The following is a 17,574-nucleotide window of genomic DNA, read 5'->3' as shown; positions in this document are numbered from 1 at the left end:
TCATGCGACCAAACCGTTTATCCGGTCTTAGCATCCGTTTCCGAATGTTATCCCGATCTTGAGGGCAGGTTGCCTACGTGTTACTCACCCGTCCGCCGCTAAGTATCAGAGGTGCAAGCACCTCATCAACTCCGCTCGACTTGCATGTATTAGGCACGCCGCCAGCGTTCGTCCTGAGCCAGGATCAAACTCTCCATGAAAGGAGCTTTCACGGCAGGGCTTCCGGAGGAAGTCCCGAGAGTGAAAGTCTCCACAAGAAGTTGATTCGCTCATTTCTTGCTGGTTTTGCTTGTTGTTTCTTACGCTCAATGTTCAGTTTTCAAAGAACAATCGGTGTTGCTTGTCCCGCCCCGTTTCCGACGCAAGGATTTCATCTTACCTCATCCCGCGCCCTCTTGCAACCCTCAATTTTTACCAGAACCATTTTACCAGATTCGATAGTAATCAAGTTTGCCCGACGTATGCAACTTTATTGATTGCGCTCCGTTTCGGCGACAGGAATTAGAATATACCACGGCTCATACCTACTATGCAACAGTTAAATTATTCCATGCAGAACCCTTTACAGCTAAAGCAAATCGGACGACCTGGATACGGTCATCGACGTACATAGCCATCGCTGTTTGAACACCCTCATCTCGATCCTCAGAGCTAGGAAACGCTCGATAGCTTACACGCCTCCATCGCCCCGGAATTCAACCCGGCAGCCATTTGTCGATAACCCCTTCTTAGAGAAGTCGTGCTTTTCGTTCCATTTGCAGGTATCCCCCTCGTTCAGAGAAGTGGCGTTTCCGTCCGATTTGTCGGTATCCCGTTTACTCAGAGAAATGGCGGTTATCACTCTATTTGCCGGTATCCCCTTCGATCAGAGAATGTTCAGATCTTCCAGATTAGAATGAACGTGCCTGAGCGAACGGGATAATGGCTATAAGCGAGGCGAAGGAACAGTACGTACAAAGGGAGAGGAAACTGAGTAATCGGGATAATGACTATAAGTGAGACGGAGGGACAGCGTGTACGAAAAGAGATGAAACTGAGCGAACGGGATAATGGCCATAAGTGAGACGGAAGAACGGTGCATACAAAACGCTGAGGAAACTGAGCGAACGGGATAATGGCCATAAGTGAGACGGAAGAACGGTGCATACAAAACGCAGAGGAAACTGAGGGAGCGGGATAATGATAATAGGAAGAGACTGAGTGAACGGGATAGCGGCAAAAGCGTTGAGGATAAGCATGTTAAGTGGCGAGGCAACGACGACAATGGTAGACAACCGGACAAAGGACAGTACCAAAGAGGCAATGACATGAAGGGACTGCATGGCAAGGGGGACTGACACGATGAGGAAATGAGATCAAGAGACAACATGATAACAGCGATGACATAAGTCCCTTATCGTGCGGCCCTCGCTCCTACCTTCGAAACAAACTCAAATATTTTCCCATGATCCATAATTTAATGTTATTTAACATTACTTATAACTTACATAAATATGAAGTTTTCTGCTTATAAAATCCTTAAAATCCCACTTAACCCTAATTTATATCTTCTAAACGGCATATTTAAGTTATATTATTTAACATAAAGTTATTTCTATTCCCATTTTCAAACTCGTAAAGAAAGGAGGATCGTTCCCGAATTCTGTTCGCCCCTCTCGATCGTACCTCTCATTCGTCTGGCAGCCGTCTATTTCATCCATTAAAAAATAAGGGAGCTGTTACGATGTCCTTATCCGCTTTTTCCCGTCGTACGCTTGCATTGGCGCTTGCCCTCATCGTCGCTTCGACTGCGTTCGCCTCGTTGCCTTACGCCGCAGCCGCTACAAAGTTCAAATTCGAAGAAATTACGCTGTCCGAACTGCAGGCCGGATACAAAAACGGCCAGTATACCGCTGAAGAAGTCGTTAAAGCCTATCTGGATCGCATCGATCAGTACGAGCCGAACTATAATGCATTTACCGTAATGAACGCTCAAGCTCTGGAAAAAGCGCGCGAGATCGATAAACGCAGAGCGGCCGGAGAGCCGCTGGGCGCCCTCGCCGGCGTGCCTATCGTCATTAAAGAAGCAGTGGATATGGCCGGCTTCCCTTCGACGATGGGCTGGGCCCCGCTCAGCAAGGAAAAAGGCGGAATCGAGCTGATTCCCGAATTCGACGCTCCGGTTGTCGCCCGGCTTAAGGAGGCCGATGCGATTATATTGGGCCGCACGAACATTCCCGCCTTCAGCTCTTCCGGAACCCGGGCGACGACAAGCTGGGACGGAGATACTTACAATGCCGTCGATCGCAAGCTGGTGCCGGGAGCGAGCAGCAGCGGCACCGCGACGGCCATTTCCGGAAATATGGCGATTCTCGGAATCGCGGAGGAAACCGGCGGTTCGATCCAAAATCCCGCGGCCGCCCAAGCGATCGTCGGAATCAAGCCGACCTTCGGCCTCGTCCCCAACGCCGGAGTCGTTCCTCTTGGGGGAAGCACCCGCGACGTTATCGGGACGCACGCCCGAACGGTTCGGGACGCGGCCGCCATGCTGGACGTCATTGCCGGCTACAGCTTCGAAGATCCGAAAACGGTCGCCGCGATCGGCAATATCCCGCGCAACGGCTATACTTCCAAGCTCAGCAAGAGCGCTCTGCAGGGCAAGCGCATAGGTCTGTACGGCCCGGGCTGGCGCGATCAGGATTTGACCGAGGAAACGCAGGCGCTGTACGACCGCGCGATCGAAGAGTTGAAGAAACAGGGAGCCGTCGTTGTTCCGGATCCTTTTGCCGGAACGGAATTCGCGGAGTATTTCAAGGCTTCGGGCTCCGTCGGCATCGAATCCGTCATCTACGATATGGAGGCTTATTTGAAACGGCTCGGCAAAAACGCCGCGATCACCTCGGTAGCGGAGCTTCTGGAGAAAACGAACGAGAAGCCGTCCGTTTTCAACCGTTACAACGACGATCTGCCCGATCCGACCTCCGTCGCCGACCTCTCGAACTTCGTTGCCGTCAGGACCAAGCTTCTTCGAATCATTGGCGACGTGATGGACAAAAACGATCTGGACGGCTTCGCCTTCCCTCAGATGTTCAAGGAAACGCCGCTGCTTTCCAGCGAGGACAACATCGGGGCGACGACGGTTTCCGAGATCAACGTGGCCGGCGTACCGCTCGTGACCGTGCCTGCCGGCTACTATAAGAGCGGCTCGCCGTTCGCGCTCGCCTTCTTCGGAAAGATGTGGAGCGAAGCCGACTTGCTCGGCATGGCTTACGACTACGAGCAGGCCACGAAATTCCGGAAAGCGCCCGTCTTGACAGAAAAACGGTAAACGCGGTTTCCGACCGAATAAACGAAGGGGCCGTTCCGAAAGGTCGCAGACCGACCCGGAGCAGCCCCTTCGTTTGGCATCCGCAGCATAAACCTTAACAAATCTTTTCTTTCTGCCAACGGATGGTTTCGTCAAATTCCGTATAACGAAATCCGGCATCCTCCCAATAATGCTGCAGCTCCTTGCGAGTCCAGCCTTCGTACAACTCCTCCCAAGCAAACGGGCCGTGCGGCAGCAGCGAACGAGGCTCGATCGCCGCGCCCGGCTTCAGAGCCTGGTAGCGGAAATCGCAAGACAGCCGTATTTGTCCCGGCACCTGATTGGGCATCGACTTGTGAACGGTGAGACTGTTAAAGGTAAGCACGTCGCCGGCCTCGTAATCGATCGTCTGCCATTCGTAATCCAGCCCGCACAGAATCGTCTCCAGTCCTCCCGCTCCCGGCGCTTCCGTTACGCCCAGCAGTCCGGCCTTGTGGCTGCCCTTCAGAACGGCAAGGCCCCCAATCTGCCGGGGAACGTCGCCGAGCGGAATCCAGGCCGTCCAAGTTTCGGTTTCGCCCTGAATATGAAGAAAATCCTGATGGGAAGGCGTAACCTTGGTGTCGCGATGGGGCAGCATTACTCGGGCGATGTTTCTCGGATGAGGAAAAGGCTCGTAACCGAACAGCTCGCGATACATGGACAGCAGCCGCTCATGATGGGCCAACGCGTGAAAAACCTCCAGCTTCTGAATCGCGAGATAAATGTCGCGCGTGACTCCGACGCCGTTCCAGCGAATGTCCTCGTCGGAAATCCGATTGACCGCCTCCACGTCGGCCATGCCGTCGATCGGCGCGTAACGAGAATCGGTCAAGCCGCGGCTCTCCAGAATTTTTATAACCTCCATCCTCAGCTCCAGCACGCTTTCCCGCGGAATAAGACCTTTGAAGAACAGCAGGCCGTCCTTCTCCGCGCGTTCGCGAAGAGCCTCGGGCGCGGCAAGCAGCGGCGAAGAGTCTTGAAACGTCCCTGCGACCGGACTTAAATTGTTGTCCTTAACCGGTAATCCCGACATGGATCATCTCTCCTTATGCTATCGATTTGAAGCCATGTTATCATAGGAAAAGAAAGAAGGATTTAGCGGCAGCCGGGTCGTATTTGTCATTTATCGGTATTGCCGCTTTATCTGCCGGGAGGAATACGCTATGTCCGACAACGAGCGCAGCTTTAATCCGATCGTTCATTACGCGAACCGGCTCGCCTGCCGGCCGGGGGAAACTTTTGGACCTCGGGTGATCGACGATTATCAGTGGCTGTACGTGGAAAAAGGAAAGGGCGAAATTATGATCAACGGCCGGACGCATTCCGTGGAGTCCGGCTGCCTGCTCGGATACGGCCCGGAGGTCCCGCACCGGATCGCCGCCGATCTCGACGATCCCTTCGTCCTGTTCGGCCTGCACTTCGCTCCCGATGAATCCGAATACGTCGCCCGGCCGCAGCATCCTTCCGTTCGCAATATCGAGTTTCCTCTGCAGTACGACCAAAGCCTCGTCGCCCCGGACGACGTTCCGAACGCCTTGATCCCCGCCTGCTCGCTTGTCGGGTCATGGGCGCTCCCTTTTTTCGAAGAGCTGGTTAAAGAATTCAACGTTCAGGACGAGTTGGCGCCGCTCGGCCTCCGCGCCGCGATGATCCGGCTCTATGTGCGTCTACGGAGAACGACCGTGACCAGTAGCGCCCCAACGATGGTCGAACGGATTCGTTCCGCGCTCGAAGCGCGGGCGGAAGCCGACTATCGCATGGAATGGCTGGAGGAGTGTACGGGCTATAGTCACGATTACGCATCCAAAACCTACAAGGAGGCCGTCGGGCGTTCTCCCCATGCCGATCATCAGAGGATGAGACTGCAGGCGGCGCAGCGCTATCTTGAAACGACGGGGATGACGGTCACGGAGATCGCGGAAACGCTCCAATTCGGCAGCATTCACTATTTCTGCAAATGGTTTCGCCGCATGTCCGGCCAGTCTCCGAGCGCGTATCGTTCGCGGAAGCGGATGATCTAACCTATTGCTTATGGAGCTCCGATCGATTACGATTAATTACAAGTAAATTCATCGACATTGGGGTGATTGAATGCGCGAAATTCCCATGCGGTATGTGAAGGCCAATCAAGCCGGAATCGTGCTGTCGGTTATTTTGTTTTTCTTGTTCCATCAATTTTGGATTTTGGCGGTTCTGTGGGCGATCCAGTTGGGCGGTCTGCTTACGGAGGGAAAGCTGAACGTGTTCGTGCAAATCGCCAAGCGCGCGCTTAAAAATAAAGGAGAAGAAACGCAGGCGATTGAGCTTCAGCGCTTCAACAACCTGCTGGCCGTCCTGTTCCTGACGCTGGCCCTCGTCTCCTTCGCGCTCGGCTGGGAAATCGCCGGTTACGCCTTGTCGGCGATGCTGCTGCTGGCGGCCGGAGCCGCGCTGGTCGGCTTCTGCATCGGCTGCACGGTCTATTTCTGGATCAAGCAAATTCGCGCGGGCCGGTTTCGCCGGACATGATCGCAATTCCGGACATGATGGCAATTAAGGAAGGACGGTGAGACGCAGTCCGGCGCAATGGCTCACTTGGCCCCTCCCTCGCTTCAAGCGCAAACCCTTAGGCTTATGAAAATATAATTATGCGCGAATATGCACCGTGTACCGCAGCGAAAACAGGGAAGGAGCGTCCCGCGAGTCATCCTGGATGACGGCGGGAACGCTCCTTGATTTTTTATTCCGCGCCGCCGAGCAGACGCACCAATTCTTCCTCGTCCTCCAGTACGGGGACGCCGAGATCGCGCGCCTTGGTCAGCTTGCTGCCGGCGCTCTCGCCCGCGATGACGAGATCGGTCTTCTTGGAGACGCTGCCCGACACCTTCGCGCCGAGCGTCTCCAGCTTCTTCGCGGCTTCATCGCGCGTCATCCGCGTCAGCGTGCCGGTCAGCACGACCGTCTTGCCGAACAGCGGATGATTCGTATCCATGGCAGAAGCAGTCGGGGCGGAGGCTTCCGGCTTCACGCCAAGCTCGCGCATCCGGGCGATGCTCGCCTGGTTAAGCGGATCGCGGAAATATTGATAGATGCTCTCGGCGACAATGCCGCCGACGTCCGGCAACCCGACCAGCTCCTCCACTTCCGCGGCCATCAGACGGTCCAAATCTCCGAAGTAATCGGCCAACATTTTCGTCGTCGCCTTGCCCGTATTCGGAATGCCAAGCGCGTTCAGGAACGAGGCGAGCCCGCGCGACTTCGACTTCTCCAGCGCGTCGAGCAGGTTGGACGCCTTTTTCTCTCCGAACCGCTGCAGTCCGACCAGCTGCTCGAGGGCCAGAGCGTACAGATCCGCCGGCTCGCGAACGCCGAGCTCCTCGTATAGCTGCTCCGCCGTCTTGCCGCTGAACGTCTCGATGTCCATGCAATCGCGCGAAGCAAAATGGGTGATCCGCCCGATGATCTGCGGCTTGCAGCCGAGCCGGTTGTTGCAGAACAGATGGGCGCCGCGCATCTCCAGCGGAGATCCGCAGCCCGGACATACGGTCGGCGCGACGATCGCTCCGCCCTCCTCGTCGTCCGCCTTGCCCAGAATTTCCGGAATGACGTCGTTGGAGCGGCGGATGAAAACCCGCGTTCCGAGAGCGTTCAGCAGGTTCTTCCGCTCGATATCGCCGATGTTGTTGAGCGTGCAGTTCTGCACCGTCACGCCGGCCAGCTCGACCGGTTCGACGCGGGCGAGCGGCGTTACCTTGCCCGTGCGGCCCAGCTCCCAGGACACGGACTCGAGCACCGTTGTCGTCTCCTCCGCCTCGAACTTGAAGGCGACGGCCCAGCGAGGAAACTTGTCCGTATAGCCGAGCACCTCGCGCGTCCTCATGTCGGTCAGCTTGACGACCGCTCCGTCGATCAGGTAATCCAGCCCGGTTCGGCGCGCGACGATCGCCTCCAGCTCCCGGAAAAGCTCCTCGACATTCGAGAAATAAGCGATATAAGGATTCACGGGGAACTTGTTCTCCCGCAGGAACGCCATCATCTCGCGGTGATTGGCGAACGCGATGCCGTCCGAATAGCCGACGTTGTAGAAGAACGCGTCCAGCTTGCGCGACGCCGTCACCTTCGGATCGAGGTTGCGCAGCGCTCCCGCCGCGCCGTTGCGCGCGTTCTTGAGCGGCTCGGCGGCGGTCACGTTGTACTTCTCCAGCACGGACAGCCTCATGAAGCCTTCGCCCTGCACCTCGATCGTTCCGCCGGCATAACCGATCGTCAGCGGCACGGTGCGAATCGTCCGGACCTGCGCCAGAATGCCTTCGCCGACTTCGCCGTTCCCCCGGGTAGCGGCTTGCGCCAGCTCTCCTCCGCTGTAGGTCAGGTTCAAGGACAGGCCGTCGAACTTCAGCTCGACGACATACTCGGGATCGGGCAGCGGCTGCTCCGGATTTTTGGCGTTGTAGTCGGCGATCAGCTTGTTCGCGCGCGCGACCCAGGCCGCCAAGGCCTCGACGTTCTGCGCCTTGTCCAAGCTCCACAGCCGGGACAGGTGGCGATGCGGCTCAAAGCCTTTCAGAATGTCGCCGCCGACTCTGCGCGTCGGAGAGTCCTGCAGCACGATGGCGCTCGCCGCCTCGAGAGCGATCAGCTCGTCGTAGAGGGCGTCGTATTCCTGATCGCTTATCGTCGGATTATCCTCGGTATAGTAACGGTGTCCATGCGCGTTCAGCTCTTCGACGAGCTTCCGCATCCGTTCCAACGAATCCATTTGCGCCATGCACGTTAACCTCGCTTTAATTGATAATCCCAACCTAGATTTTGGTCACGGGGGCGAACGCCGCGAGCAGCCGCTTGACGCCGACCGGCGCCGGGAACGCGATCTGCAGCTCGGCGTCGTTGCCCGTTCCCTTCACCGAGACGACGGTTCCGACGCCCCACTTGGCGTGCTGCACCTTGTCGCCGGCGGCGATCTCCATGCCGTCTCCGACCGGCTTGGCCGCGGAAGGCGTCTGCGGCCGGACGACCGGCGAGACGCCTCCCGCCGCTCCGTTCATCGGCGAGACGGTCGGACGCGCTCCGAAGCCCGACGGAGGATAGCCTCCTCCGCTGCCCGCCGCCGAACCGGAACCGCCGTAGGAGGAGCCGCGCGGATTGCCGTAGCCCGATCCACCATAGGAAGCTCCGCCGCCCAGCCGCGAGCCGTACCCTCCGTAAGAGCCCGGACGAGCGCCGCCCGCCGGGGCGAGCGCTTCCTTCAGCTCGTTCGGAATTTCTCCGAGAAACCGCGAAGGCGCGTTGGAGCTCGTGCGTCCGTACAGCAGCCGCATCCGCGCGCAGGTGAGATACAGCTTCTTCTCCGCGCGGGTAATGCCGACGTAAGCCAGTCTCCGCTCCTCCTCCATCTCCTCGTTGTCCATCAGGGAACGGGTGCCCGGGAAGACGCCCTCCTCCATGCCGACGATGAAGACGATCGGGAACTCCAGCCCCTTGGCGCTGTGCATCGTCATGAGCACGACGGCGTCTCCGGCATCCTCCGCGTCGTCGTCCATCGAATCGATATCCGCGACAAGCGCCAGCTCCGTCAGGAAGCTGAGCAGCGACTTGTCGTCGTTGCGCTTCTCGAACTCCTGCGTTACGGACAGGAACTCCTCGATGTTTTCCAGCCGGGCTTTCGATTCGAGCGTATTCTCGCGCTGCAGCTCCAGCCGGTATTCCGACATCTCCAGCAGCTTCTCGGTGAGCTCCGTCACCGACAGGTAGTCGGTCATCGCGCTTAGGTTGCGAATCAAGTCCCGGAAGCCGCCGAGCGCGATCTTGGCCCGGCCTTGAACGTCGAGATGGTACAGACCGTCGCCGAGCAGCCCGTCCCCTTCGTTCAGCAGGCGGAGAATCGAGATGCCCTTGCGCGTCGCTTCCTCCTGAACCTTGGCCATCGTCGTGTCGCCCAGCCCCCGCTTCGGCACGTTAACGACCCGCAGCAGGCTGTTGTCGTCGTCCGGATTGGAGATTAACCGCAGGTAGGACAGGATGTCCTTGATTTCTTTGCGGTCGTAGAACTTGATGCCGCCGACGATCTGGTACGGAATTTCCGACTTGATCAGAATTTCCTCCATGACCCGGGACTGCGCGTTCGTCCGATACAGGATGGCGTGATCGGAGTAGCGGCGGCCGTTCTGACGGTTTTTGCGGATTTCCCCGGCGACGAAGTATCCTTCCTCATGCTCCGAATCTCCTTGGTACACCGTAATCTTTTCCCCGCCGGATTGGTCCGTCCATAGATTTTTCGCTTTGCGGCCGATATTATTCTTGATGACCGAGTTGGCGGCGTCCAGAATGTTCGAGGTCGACCGATAGTTCTGCTCCAGCAAAATGCTGCGCGCCTCGGGGTAGTCCTTCTCGAAGTTGAGAATGTTCGTAATGTCCGCGCCCCGCCAGCGGTAGATCGACTGGTCGCTGTCGCCGACGACGCAGATGTTGTGATGCTTGTCGGCCATCATTTTACAGAGGGTATATTGCGCTTTGTTCGTATCCTGGTATTCGTCGACATGGATATATTTGAATTTGTTTTGGTAAAAGTCCAATACATCCGGAGCGTCCTTGAACAGCTGGATCGTCAGCAGCAGCAGGTCGTCGAAGTCGAGCGAATTGTTCGCCTTCAGCCGCTTCTGGTACTGCATGTAGACCTTGGCGACGATCGATTCGAAGTAGTCTCCCTGCCGCTGGTCGTACTGCTCCGGGGAGATCAGTTCGTTCTTCGCCGCTCCGATGGCGGCTTGAACGCCTTTCGGCTCGAATCTCTTCACGTCGAGGTTGTTGTCCTTCATGACGTTGCGGATGACCGACAGCTGATCGCCGGAATCGAGAATGCTGAAGTTGGAGCCGAAGCCGATCTTGTCGATGTCCCTGCGCAGAATGCGCACGCACATCGAGTGGAACGTGCTGACCCAGATGTCCCGGCCGGACGGACCGACAAGCTTGGACACCCGCTCCTGCATCTCGCGCGCCGCCTTGTTCGTAAACGTGATGGCGAGTATGCTCCACGGCGCCGCCAGACGTTTGGAGATGATGTAGGCGATGCGGTGCGTCAGCACGCGCGTCTTGCCGCTTCCCGCTCCGGCCATGATCAGCAGCGGGCCGTCGGTCGCGACCGCCGCTTCCTTCTGCCTCGGATTCAATCTGTTGATGGATTCGTCGATATCGATCGAGCTTGCGTTATCTCTTTCAAAGAACATAATTCCGCTCCTTTGCCGCTTGGTTAACCGCCTGAACCGTCGTCAACGCGGCTGCCAAATTATCGTAAATGACGTTGCCTACGACAACCGTATCTGCCCGGAGCGCCGCCTGCGCCGCCTTCTCCGGACCGTCGATGCCTCCTCCGTAGAAGAGATGGGCTTGCTGCAGCCTGCCGCGGATCTTGCCCAGCAGCTCCATATCGCCGAACGTTCCGCTGTACTCCACGTACAGCACCGGCACGTTCCACAGCCGGTCCGCGACCTGCGCGTAAGCGACGGCTTCTTCCGCCCCGATGCGGGCGTCCGCTTCCGTCAGCCGGGCCGCGGTCGAGTCCGGATTAAGCACCAAATACGCTTCGCCGACGATCGATTCCCAAGGCATCAGATGCCCGAAATCCTTGATCGCCGCCGCGTGGTGCCCGATCAGCCATTCGGAACCCCTGGCGTTCAGCACGCTCGGAATAAAATAGCCGTCGAATCCCGGTACTCCGCACGCCGGATCGGACAGCTCGAACGCGCAAGGCACCTCGTACCGGCGGATGCGGGACATCAGTTCAACCGTATTGTCGAAAGTCACCCCGCTCGAGCCGCCGACGAGAATCGCATCCGTGCCCGAGCCGCATACCGCTTCCAGCGCTTCGTCGCCGATCTCCCTGTCGGGATCGAGCTTGAACACATGTTTCCATTCGCTATAAAATGAGGGGCGCATGATGCCTCCGTGATTCCCGAATTGTAAATGTCCGGACAGACGATCCCGCTCTAACGGAGCCCGCCCGACTAGTTAATAGTCTACAGGAAATCGGCGGCTCTTCCAACCTGGAAAAAAGAACTTGTTCCGCCTCGTTAGTCCGGATATAAACGAAACTCCGCCGACAGAAAAAATCCGCGGCGGAGCCAAGAGAAATGCGATCGGTAAAATGGGATCATTACATCATATCATATGCATAGTCGGCTATCTTCTTATATTTCTGGGCTTTGGACGAAGCGTGCTTCACGATTAATTCCTTGTTCTTGATCTCAAACGTATAGTCGTCGCCAACAAGCCGCCCGTCCTTCAAAGCCGCCTTCACGTATATATAATTGTACTTGGGCGTCCTCAAGCCAGTCTCAGTCACTATCCGACCATTCCAACCGTAAAACATAACCTGTACTTTTTGATCCTTGCTCTCCCATACGCCTGAAAAATCAATCATTAACTGTGCGTTTTCCAGATATTCCTCGGTCCTCTTATCATCGTCAATTCTTGTTAACAGCAGCTTCGCATGACGAAATTTTCCGGCTTCATATTGAGCGACGCAGTAAGCGAAATTGACTTCCTTGAGAAACTCCGCGGCCTCTTTATGATCTTGCAGCTCCTTGAGAATGCTGATTGCTTTCGTATATTCGTTGGAAGCCAGATAATTTTTGCTTATATTGAGCTTTGCACGGTAGATCTGCTGTTCATTCTCCGAAGAAGCTCCCAATTCCTCGTATAAGCGTATAGCCTCGACATAATTTCCCTCTTCCATTTGCTGCGTTGCCGCTGCGTATTTCCGCTCCATTTGCTCCGTTTCTCCCTCTGGGAAAAGCCGCATTTCAATAGCAGCGCGATATTTGCCGAAGACTTCCAAGATCTTGGTATCCTTCGACGCGGTATAATCTTGTATCCACGAGACCGCAACGGCAAGCACGGTCACAAGCAGGAACAGGGACACCCCTATGCTTAACTGCCCCGCGTTTGCCGAAGCCGATTGGATATCTCCATAGCTTGTCTCTTCTTCCGCCGCCTCTTCAAGCTCCTCGATACGCGTTCCGCAGAAACTGCAATAGCGGCTCCCATCGGCAACAGGCTGCCTGCATTGGATGCAATTCAACATAGTCCCCCCTACTCAAACATCTATAGAGTAACACGCGCTTCCAATTTCAGACAATGAAAAAGTCGCGATGAGAAACGAACAGTCCATGCGGTGCGATAGCGACAGTGCCGATACGTCCATACCGTTTATAATCCGATACGCAAGCAAACCGCCAGGGAAGCCTCCCCGGCGGTTCGCGGCCTATTCCCGCAATCCTCGCGCATTAAAAGCTAAACGTATACCCGGCTCCCGCTTCCGCCATCCATTCGTACACTCCCGGCTCCGGGGAACCGAAGGGCACGCCCGCGCCGTTCTCCACGCGGACGATCCCCTTCGCCTTGCCGGCCGAAGCGGGCAGACGCACCCGGCACGGACCGGCGCGCTCGGCGCGCAAGCGCACCTGAACCGCTCCGTCCGCGCGCCATTCGATATCGACCTCCCGGCCGCCCCGGGCCCGCAATCCCGATACAGCTCCCGAGGTCCAGGCGGGCGGAAGCGCCGGCAGTATGCCGATCTCGCCGTCATGGCTTTGCAGCAGCATCTCGGCGATACCCGAGGTCAATCCGAAGTTGCCGTCAATCTGAAACACGCCGAAGCCGTTAAACAAATTCGCGTACATCCGCTTGCGAACCTCGTTCACGTAACGCCCCGCTTCCGGCGCGTCGCCCAGACGGGCCCGGAAGTGGATCGCCCAGGCGCCGACCCAGCCCGCCTGGCCCTGGCCGTGATCCCGCCGCCGGTCCAGCGATCTCCGGTAGGCCTCCGCCCGCTCGGCATCTCCCCGCATGTCTACCAGATTGCCCGGAAAAAGTCCGATCAGATGGGAGAAATGACGATGGCCCGGCTCGATCTCGTCGAAATCGATCGACCATTCCTGCAGCTGGCCGTGCCGCCCGATCCTCATCGGAAGCAGGCGCAGATAAGCTCGCCCGATTTCCTCGCGAAAATCGCGGTCCGCGTCCAGCACGCGCGAAGCCTCCATCACATTGAGGAACAATTGGCGAATAAGCGACATATCCATCGTCGCGCCCGGGCTGACGGCCGACTCCGCGCCTTCCGGAGACAGAAACGTATTTTCAGGAGAAGTCGAAGGAGAAGTGACGAGCCAGCCGTCCGCGTCCTCGATCAGCCAGTCGAGACAGAACAGCGCAGCCTCTTTCATAATCGGATACGCCCGATCTTCCAGGAAAGCCCGATCCAGCGTAAAAGCGTACCGGTCCCACAGGTGGAGCGTCAGCCATACGCCGCCCATCGGCCACAGCGACCAGCAGGCTTTGCCTTTGGCCGGCACGGTCGTCCGCCAGAAATCGACGTTGTGGTGAGCCGTCCAGCCTCGGGCTCCGTAGTGAATACGCGCCGTATCCCGTCCGTTCCGGCTGATCTGGTCGATCAGATCGAACAGGGGCTCGTGGCACTCGCTCAGATTGCACGCTTCGGCAACCCAGTAATTCATCTGCGTGTTGATGTTGATCGTGTAATTGCTGCTCCAGGGCGCGCGAACCTCCCGATTCCACACTCCTTGCAGGTTTGCGGGCTCGCTTCCCGGGCGCGAGCTGGCGATGAGCAGATAACGCCCGTACTGGAACAGCAGCGCCGTCAGGTCCGGATCTTCGGCTCCTTCTTCGCGGACGCGCCTCATCCGTTCGTCCGTCGGCAGATCCGCCGTCGATACTGTTCCCTCAGCGTTCGCGGCCACGGAGCTCGGATCGTCCAGCCTCAAGCTTACCCGGCGGAACAGGCCGCGATGATCCTCCAGATGGCGCTCCAGCAGCGTCTCGTACGCGATGCCCCGAATGGCGTCCAGCCTCGCCCGGCAGCGGTCCGCCGGCGTGTCCGCTTCGGCGGTTCCGGCCCTGCGGCTTCGCCCGTCGCTGTCCGCGGCCAGCACGATCGTAACGGAGTCGGCTCCCCGCACGGAGATCCCGCCGTCCGCCGCGCCGATCTCGCCTCCTTCGGCCGTCACTTCGGCGATGGCGCCGAATTTAGTGCTGCTGCCATCGCCGTCGAAATAGACGACCGGCTCGTCGCATTCGGCGTAGTTCGGCTCCACGTGGTCGGGACAGCGTCCCGTCATCTCGATGCGGGCCGGGCCGGACACGCCGCCCGCCGTCGGGAAGGACGCGTGCCGCAGCGGACTGTCGAGCCTCGCCCGCAAGCCGATCGCTCCCGGCCGGCTGGCCGTCAGCCGAACGACGATCGCCCCGGCCGGCGCGGAGGCGAAAACCTCCCGCCGATACGAGACGCCGCCCGCCTCGAACTCCGTCCGAACGCACGCGGAGTCCAGGTCCAGCTCCCGCCGGTAGCCGGACGTGTCGCCGGCAATGTCCAGCGACAGCCGCAAATGCCCGAGCGGCACGTACGATTCGTTCCATTCGCCGAGCAGCTTCTCTTCCGCCAGCGTCTGCGCGGCGACATAACGCCCTTCGGCCGCCAGCCGCCGCGTCTCCTGCAAATTTTCAAGCGCTTGCGGCCGGTTCAATTCCCGGAACGATCCGGACCAGAGACTGTCCTCGTTCAGCTGCAGAACCTCCTCGTCCGTCCCGCCGTAGACCATCGCCCCCAACCGGCCGCTGCCGATCGGCAGCGCCTCCTCCCAGCTTGCCGCCGGACGGCGGTACCAGAGCTTTAACCGTTCCGAATGCCCGCCTTTATTTCGTTCCGTCATCGCGATTCTCCTCTCGGTAAGCTCCCGGGGTCATGCCCGTTTCCTTTTTGAACACCTTGATAAAATGCTGCGGATTCTCGAATCCGACCTGCTGGCCGATACGGTTAACCGACGTTCTGCGCTGCGAGACGAGCAGCTCGCAGGCTTTGCGAACGCGCAGCGAATTCAAATAATGGACGAACGTGTCCCCGGTCTCCTTGCGGAACAGTCCGCTGATATAATTGGGATGAAGACCGGTCAAGGAAGTCAGCGTATCCAGCGACAAGTCTTCGCGATAATTCGCTTCGATATATGGCTTGATCCGGCTCATGTGGCAGTCGGATTCCGCCGCCTCCGCTCCGGAAGCTTCCAGCTGCTCGGCGACGCCGCGGAGCAGCCGCAGCACCTCCGTCTCGTCGATCGGCTTGAGCAGATAGTCGAGCACCCCGGTGCGCACCGCTTGGCGGGCGTATTCGAATTCGTCGTAACCGGTCAAAATGATAAAGCGGTCGCAGTACATCGCCTTGCGCGCGTTGGCGATCAATTCGAAGCCCGATTGCTCCGGCATGTTCAAATCCGTGATCGTAACGTCGGGCATAAATTCCCCCATGATCTCGAGCGCTTCGAACGCGTCCGCCGCTTTCCGGATCCGGACGCGCGACAGATCGGAGCGCTCCACGAGCTTGGCCAGACCGTCCAAAATCAAAGGCTCGTCATCCACCAGCAGCAGATTCACGCCCCATCACCCCGCCTTTGTCTAGATACAGAACGCACGCCGTCCCCGCGCCTTCCTTGCCGTCGATCTCAAGCCGCGAGTTTCCCTTGAAGAACGACTTGATCCGTTCGCTCACGTTAATCAGCCCGATGCCTTCCGTATCCGCCGCGGACGAGGCTCCGCCGCCCGGCTTGCGAAGCTCGGAACGAATCGCCTGCAGCCGTTCCCCGGGAATGCCCGCCCCGTCGTCCGCGATCTCGACGACGATCTCGGACGGCGTCTCCCGCACGGCAATCCGAATGAAGACCGGTCTTCTGACCTTGGACAATCCGTGCACGACGCAATTTTCCACCAGGGGCTGAAGCATAAACCTCGGACAGTAAACGTTTGCAATATCGGCCTGAACGTCGAGCTCGTAATGCAGTCTATCGCGGAACCTCACCTTGTGCACCTTGAGGAAATTGGCGACGATGTCAAGCTCCGCGGCCAATTCCGTGTCCTCCCGCCGGGAGCCGAGACTGTATCTCATGAGCTGCCCGAACGCGAACGAAACTTCGGCCACTTCGGTATCGTCGTTGGCGACGGCCAGCATCCGAATCGATTCGAGCGTATTGTACAGAAAATGCGGCTTTACCTGCGCCTGCAGCACCTTGTACGCAGCTTCCTTATGGCGCAGCTCCGCGCGGTGAACGTTGTTGATCAGCTCGTCGATCCGCCGGATCATCGCGTTGTAGGAGCCGTAGAGCGAGCCGATCTCGTCCTGCTTGCGCGGAACGTCCACCAGACGCAGGCTGTCTTCCCCGACATAGCGCATATGCCGCGACAAGCGGCTGATCCGCCTGCCGATGGACAGGAACATCGTATAATAGATGACCGACAGCGTGAGCAGCAGCAGGACGATGCCGCCGATCAGCAGCACCTCCCGCTCGTTGATCGAACGGAACAGCTCGTTCCCCCGTCCGACGACAACAACCTTCATGTCCAGCTCCTCGAGCGCGAGTCCGTTGGCGATGAAATCTCCGTTGAACAGCACGGCATTGTCGGACGAATCCTTGAGCCGCGCCAGGTCGAACGAAGGGCGCTTCGGATCGGCGTTGCGCGCCTGCAGCGGCTCCCCCGCCCCGGACAGCAGATAGATCTCCCATCCGTCCCTGCTCCCCAGCGCTTCGAAAAATTGATCCAGCATGCCCGGGCGAACCCGAACCTCCATCAAGCCCAGCTTCTCGGTAAACCGGTCGTTATAAATAGGCTGGACGTAGAGCAGCTCCAGCGATTCCGGACTTGCCGCATCGCGAAACCACATGCCCTTGCCGGGAGGCAGGGAACTCGTCTCGATCGCGCGCCGTTCGTCCAACTCCGACAGGTCGATGACCTGATCCACGATCGGGAACACTTCCGGCTTGTTCTTGTACAGCCGGATCGACTGAATTTCCGAGCGCCCCAACATCGGATACGCGAGCAGAGGCCGAATATACTTCAAGAAAGAATAGACGCTGTCGCCTTCCTTCGCATACGTTCCGTCCAGGTACTCGACGACATAAGCGTTGTACTGCAGCAATTGATAGATCGATTCGATGTTGGTCATCTCGACCTGCAGGTTGGAGTAGGCTTGGCGAATAATCTGTTGGCGGCTCTCCCCGAACCGCTGCAGCATATTGTCGTACACCTGGTTATAAAAATAAATCCCGAAAGAGAGGACGGGAACGAATACGATGACAAAGTAGCCGACGACCATTTTTTTCACGATGCTCATGTCGGTTATGCTCCTTCCGGCCGGGGCGTTCCTCATGGCCCACCTTCCTCAGCATAACATGGCGGCAAGCGCGCCGACAGAGGGGGAAGCTTGACGC

The 17,574-nt window shown here is 58.2% G+C and carries 11 protein-coding genes and 1 rRNA gene; 3 read left to right on the top strand and 9 right to left on the bottom strand.

Annotated features, from left to right (window positions below; translation table 11 throughout):
- A 16S ribosomal RNA gene (locus ACFFT4_RS25480) occupies nucleotides 1–200 on the bottom strand; the annotation flags it as partial.
- 1,523 nt (nucleotides 201–1,723) lie between these two features.
- On the opposite strand from ACFFT4_RS25480, the gene ACFFT4_RS25475 reads away from it, so the two are divergent.
- The gene (locus ACFFT4_RS25475; protein WP_378051803.1) at nucleotides 1,724–3,307 is read left to right on the top strand and encodes an amidase; all 1,584 of its coding nucleotides are present in this window, start codon (nucleotides 1,724–1,726) and stop codon (nucleotides 3,305–3,307) included.
- 94 nt (nucleotides 3,308–3,401) lie between these two features.
- Here ACFFT4_RS25475 and ACFFT4_RS25470 read toward each other — a convergent pair whose 3' ends face one another.
- Nucleotides 3,402–4,361 carry a phytanoyl-CoA dioxygenase family protein gene (locus ACFFT4_RS25470; protein WP_378051802.1) on the bottom strand — a complete coding sequence of 320 codons (960 nt, stop codon included), beginning with the start codon at nucleotides 4,359–4,361 and terminating at the stop codon, nucleotides 3,402–3,404.
- A 130-nt stretch (nucleotides 4,362–4,491) separates the two neighbouring features.
- Between ACFFT4_RS25470 and ACFFT4_RS25465 the strand changes: the two genes are divergently transcribed.
- Nucleotides 4,492–5,349 (top strand): AraC family transcriptional regulator, encoded by an 858-nt coding sequence (locus ACFFT4_RS25465; RefSeq protein WP_378051801.1) that lies wholly within the window; start codon nucleotides 4,492–4,494, stop codon nucleotides 5,347–5,349.
- A gap of 70 nt (nucleotides 5,350–5,419) precedes the next feature.
- Nucleotides 5,420–5,836 carry a DUF4395 domain-containing protein gene (locus ACFFT4_RS25460; protein WP_378051800.1) on the top strand — a complete coding sequence of 139 codons (417 nt, stop codon included), beginning with the start codon at nucleotides 5,420–5,422 and terminating at the stop codon, nucleotides 5,834–5,836.
- A 211-nt stretch (nucleotides 5,837–6,047) separates the two neighbouring features.
- Here the strand turns inward: ACFFT4_RS25460 and ligA are convergent, their stop codons facing one another.
- From ligA to ACFFT4_RS25425, 7 genes are all read right to left on the bottom strand, one after another.
- On the bottom strand, nucleotides 6,048–8,066 hold the full coding sequence (ligA, locus tag ACFFT4_RS25455; RefSeq protein ID WP_378051805.1) for an NAD-dependent DNA ligase LigA: 2,019 nt from the start codon (nucleotides 8,064–8,066) through the stop codon (nucleotides 6,048–6,050).
- A 43-nt stretch (nucleotides 8,067–8,109) separates the two neighbouring features.
- On the bottom strand, nucleotides 8,110–10,530 hold the full coding sequence (gene pcrA, locus ACFFT4_RS25450; RefSeq protein ID WP_378051799.1) for a DNA helicase PcrA: 2,421 nt from the start codon (nucleotides 10,528–10,530) through the stop codon (nucleotides 8,110–8,112).
- Nucleotides 10,520–11,239: a heptaprenylglyceryl phosphate synthase gene (gene pcrB / locus ACFFT4_RS25445; protein WP_378051798.1), complete on the bottom strand. Its 720-nt coding sequence runs from the start codon at nucleotides 11,237–11,239 to the stop codon at nucleotides 10,520–10,522. Before pcrB ends, pcrA begins: the two co-directional genes overlap by 11 nt.
- Nucleotides 11,240–11,456: 217 nt before the next feature.
- Nucleotides 11,457–12,383, bottom strand: coding sequence for a hypothetical protein (locus tag ACFFT4_RS25440; RefSeq protein WP_378051796.1), 927 nt, complete (start codon nucleotides 12,381–12,383; stop codon nucleotides 11,457–11,459).
- A 205-nt stretch (nucleotides 12,384–12,588) separates the two neighbouring features.
- Complete coding sequence (locus ACFFT4_RS25435; RefSeq protein ID WP_378051795.1) at nucleotides 12,589–15,030, bottom strand: glycoside hydrolase family 95 protein; 2,442 nt, start codon at nucleotides 15,028–15,030, stop codon at nucleotides 12,589–12,591.
- Nucleotides 15,014–15,745, bottom strand: coding sequence for a response regulator transcription factor (locus ACFFT4_RS25430; protein WP_378051794.1), 732 nt, complete (start codon nucleotides 15,743–15,745; stop codon nucleotides 15,014–15,016). Before ACFFT4_RS25430 ends, ACFFT4_RS25435 begins: the two co-directional genes overlap by 17 nt.
- Nucleotides 15,723–17,477 carry a sensor histidine kinase gene (locus tag ACFFT4_RS25425; protein WP_378051792.1) on the bottom strand — a complete coding sequence of 585 codons (1,755 nt, stop codon included), beginning with the start codon at nucleotides 17,475–17,477 and terminating at the stop codon, nucleotides 15,723–15,725. The genes ACFFT4_RS25430 and ACFFT4_RS25425 overlap by 23 nt, the downstream gene beginning before the upstream one ends.
- Nucleotides 17,478–17,574: the final 97 nt, after the last annotated feature.

This window comes from Cohnella cellulosilytica, assembly GCF_042431195.1.
Lineage (GTDB): Bacteria > Bacillota > Bacilli > Paenibacillales > Paenibacillaceae > Cohnella > Cohnella cellulosilytica.
This window is presented reverse-complemented; position numbering and strand designations above follow the sequence as displayed.

Coding starts and splice junctions, on each gene's coding strand:
- ACFFT4_RS25475 (WP_378051803.1), top strand. CDS start 1,724: ATGTCCTTATCCGCTTTTTCCCGTCGTACGCTTGCATTGGCGCTTGCC.
- ACFFT4_RS25470 (WP_378051802.1), bottom strand. CDS start 4,361: ATGTCGGGATTACCGGTTAAGGACAACAATTTAAGTCCGGTCGCAGGG.
- ACFFT4_RS25465 (WP_378051801.1), top strand. CDS start 4,492: ATGTCCGACAACGAGCGCAGCTTTAATCCGATCGTTCATTACGCGAAC.
- ACFFT4_RS25460 (WP_378051800.1), top strand. CDS start 5,420: ATGCGCGAAATTCCCATGCGGTATGTGAAGGCCAATCAAGCCGGAATC.
- ligA (WP_378051805.1), bottom strand. CDS start 8,066: ATGGATTCGTTGGAACGGATGCGGAAGCTCGTCGAAGAGCTGAACGCG.
- pcrA (WP_378051799.1), bottom strand. CDS start 10,530: ATGTTCTTTGAAAGAGATAACGCAAGCTCGATCGATATCGACGAATCC.
- pcrB (WP_378051798.1), bottom strand. CDS start 11,239: ATGCGCCCCTCATTTTATAGCGAATGGAAACATGTGTTCAAGCTCGAT.
- ACFFT4_RS25435 (WP_378051795.1), bottom strand. CDS start 15,030: ATGACGGAACGAAATAAAGGCGGGCATTCGGAACGGTTAAAGCTCTGG.
- ACFFT4_RS25425 (WP_378051792.1), bottom strand. CDS start 17,477: ATGAGCATCGTGAAAAAAATGGTCGTCGGCTACTTTGTCATCGTATTC.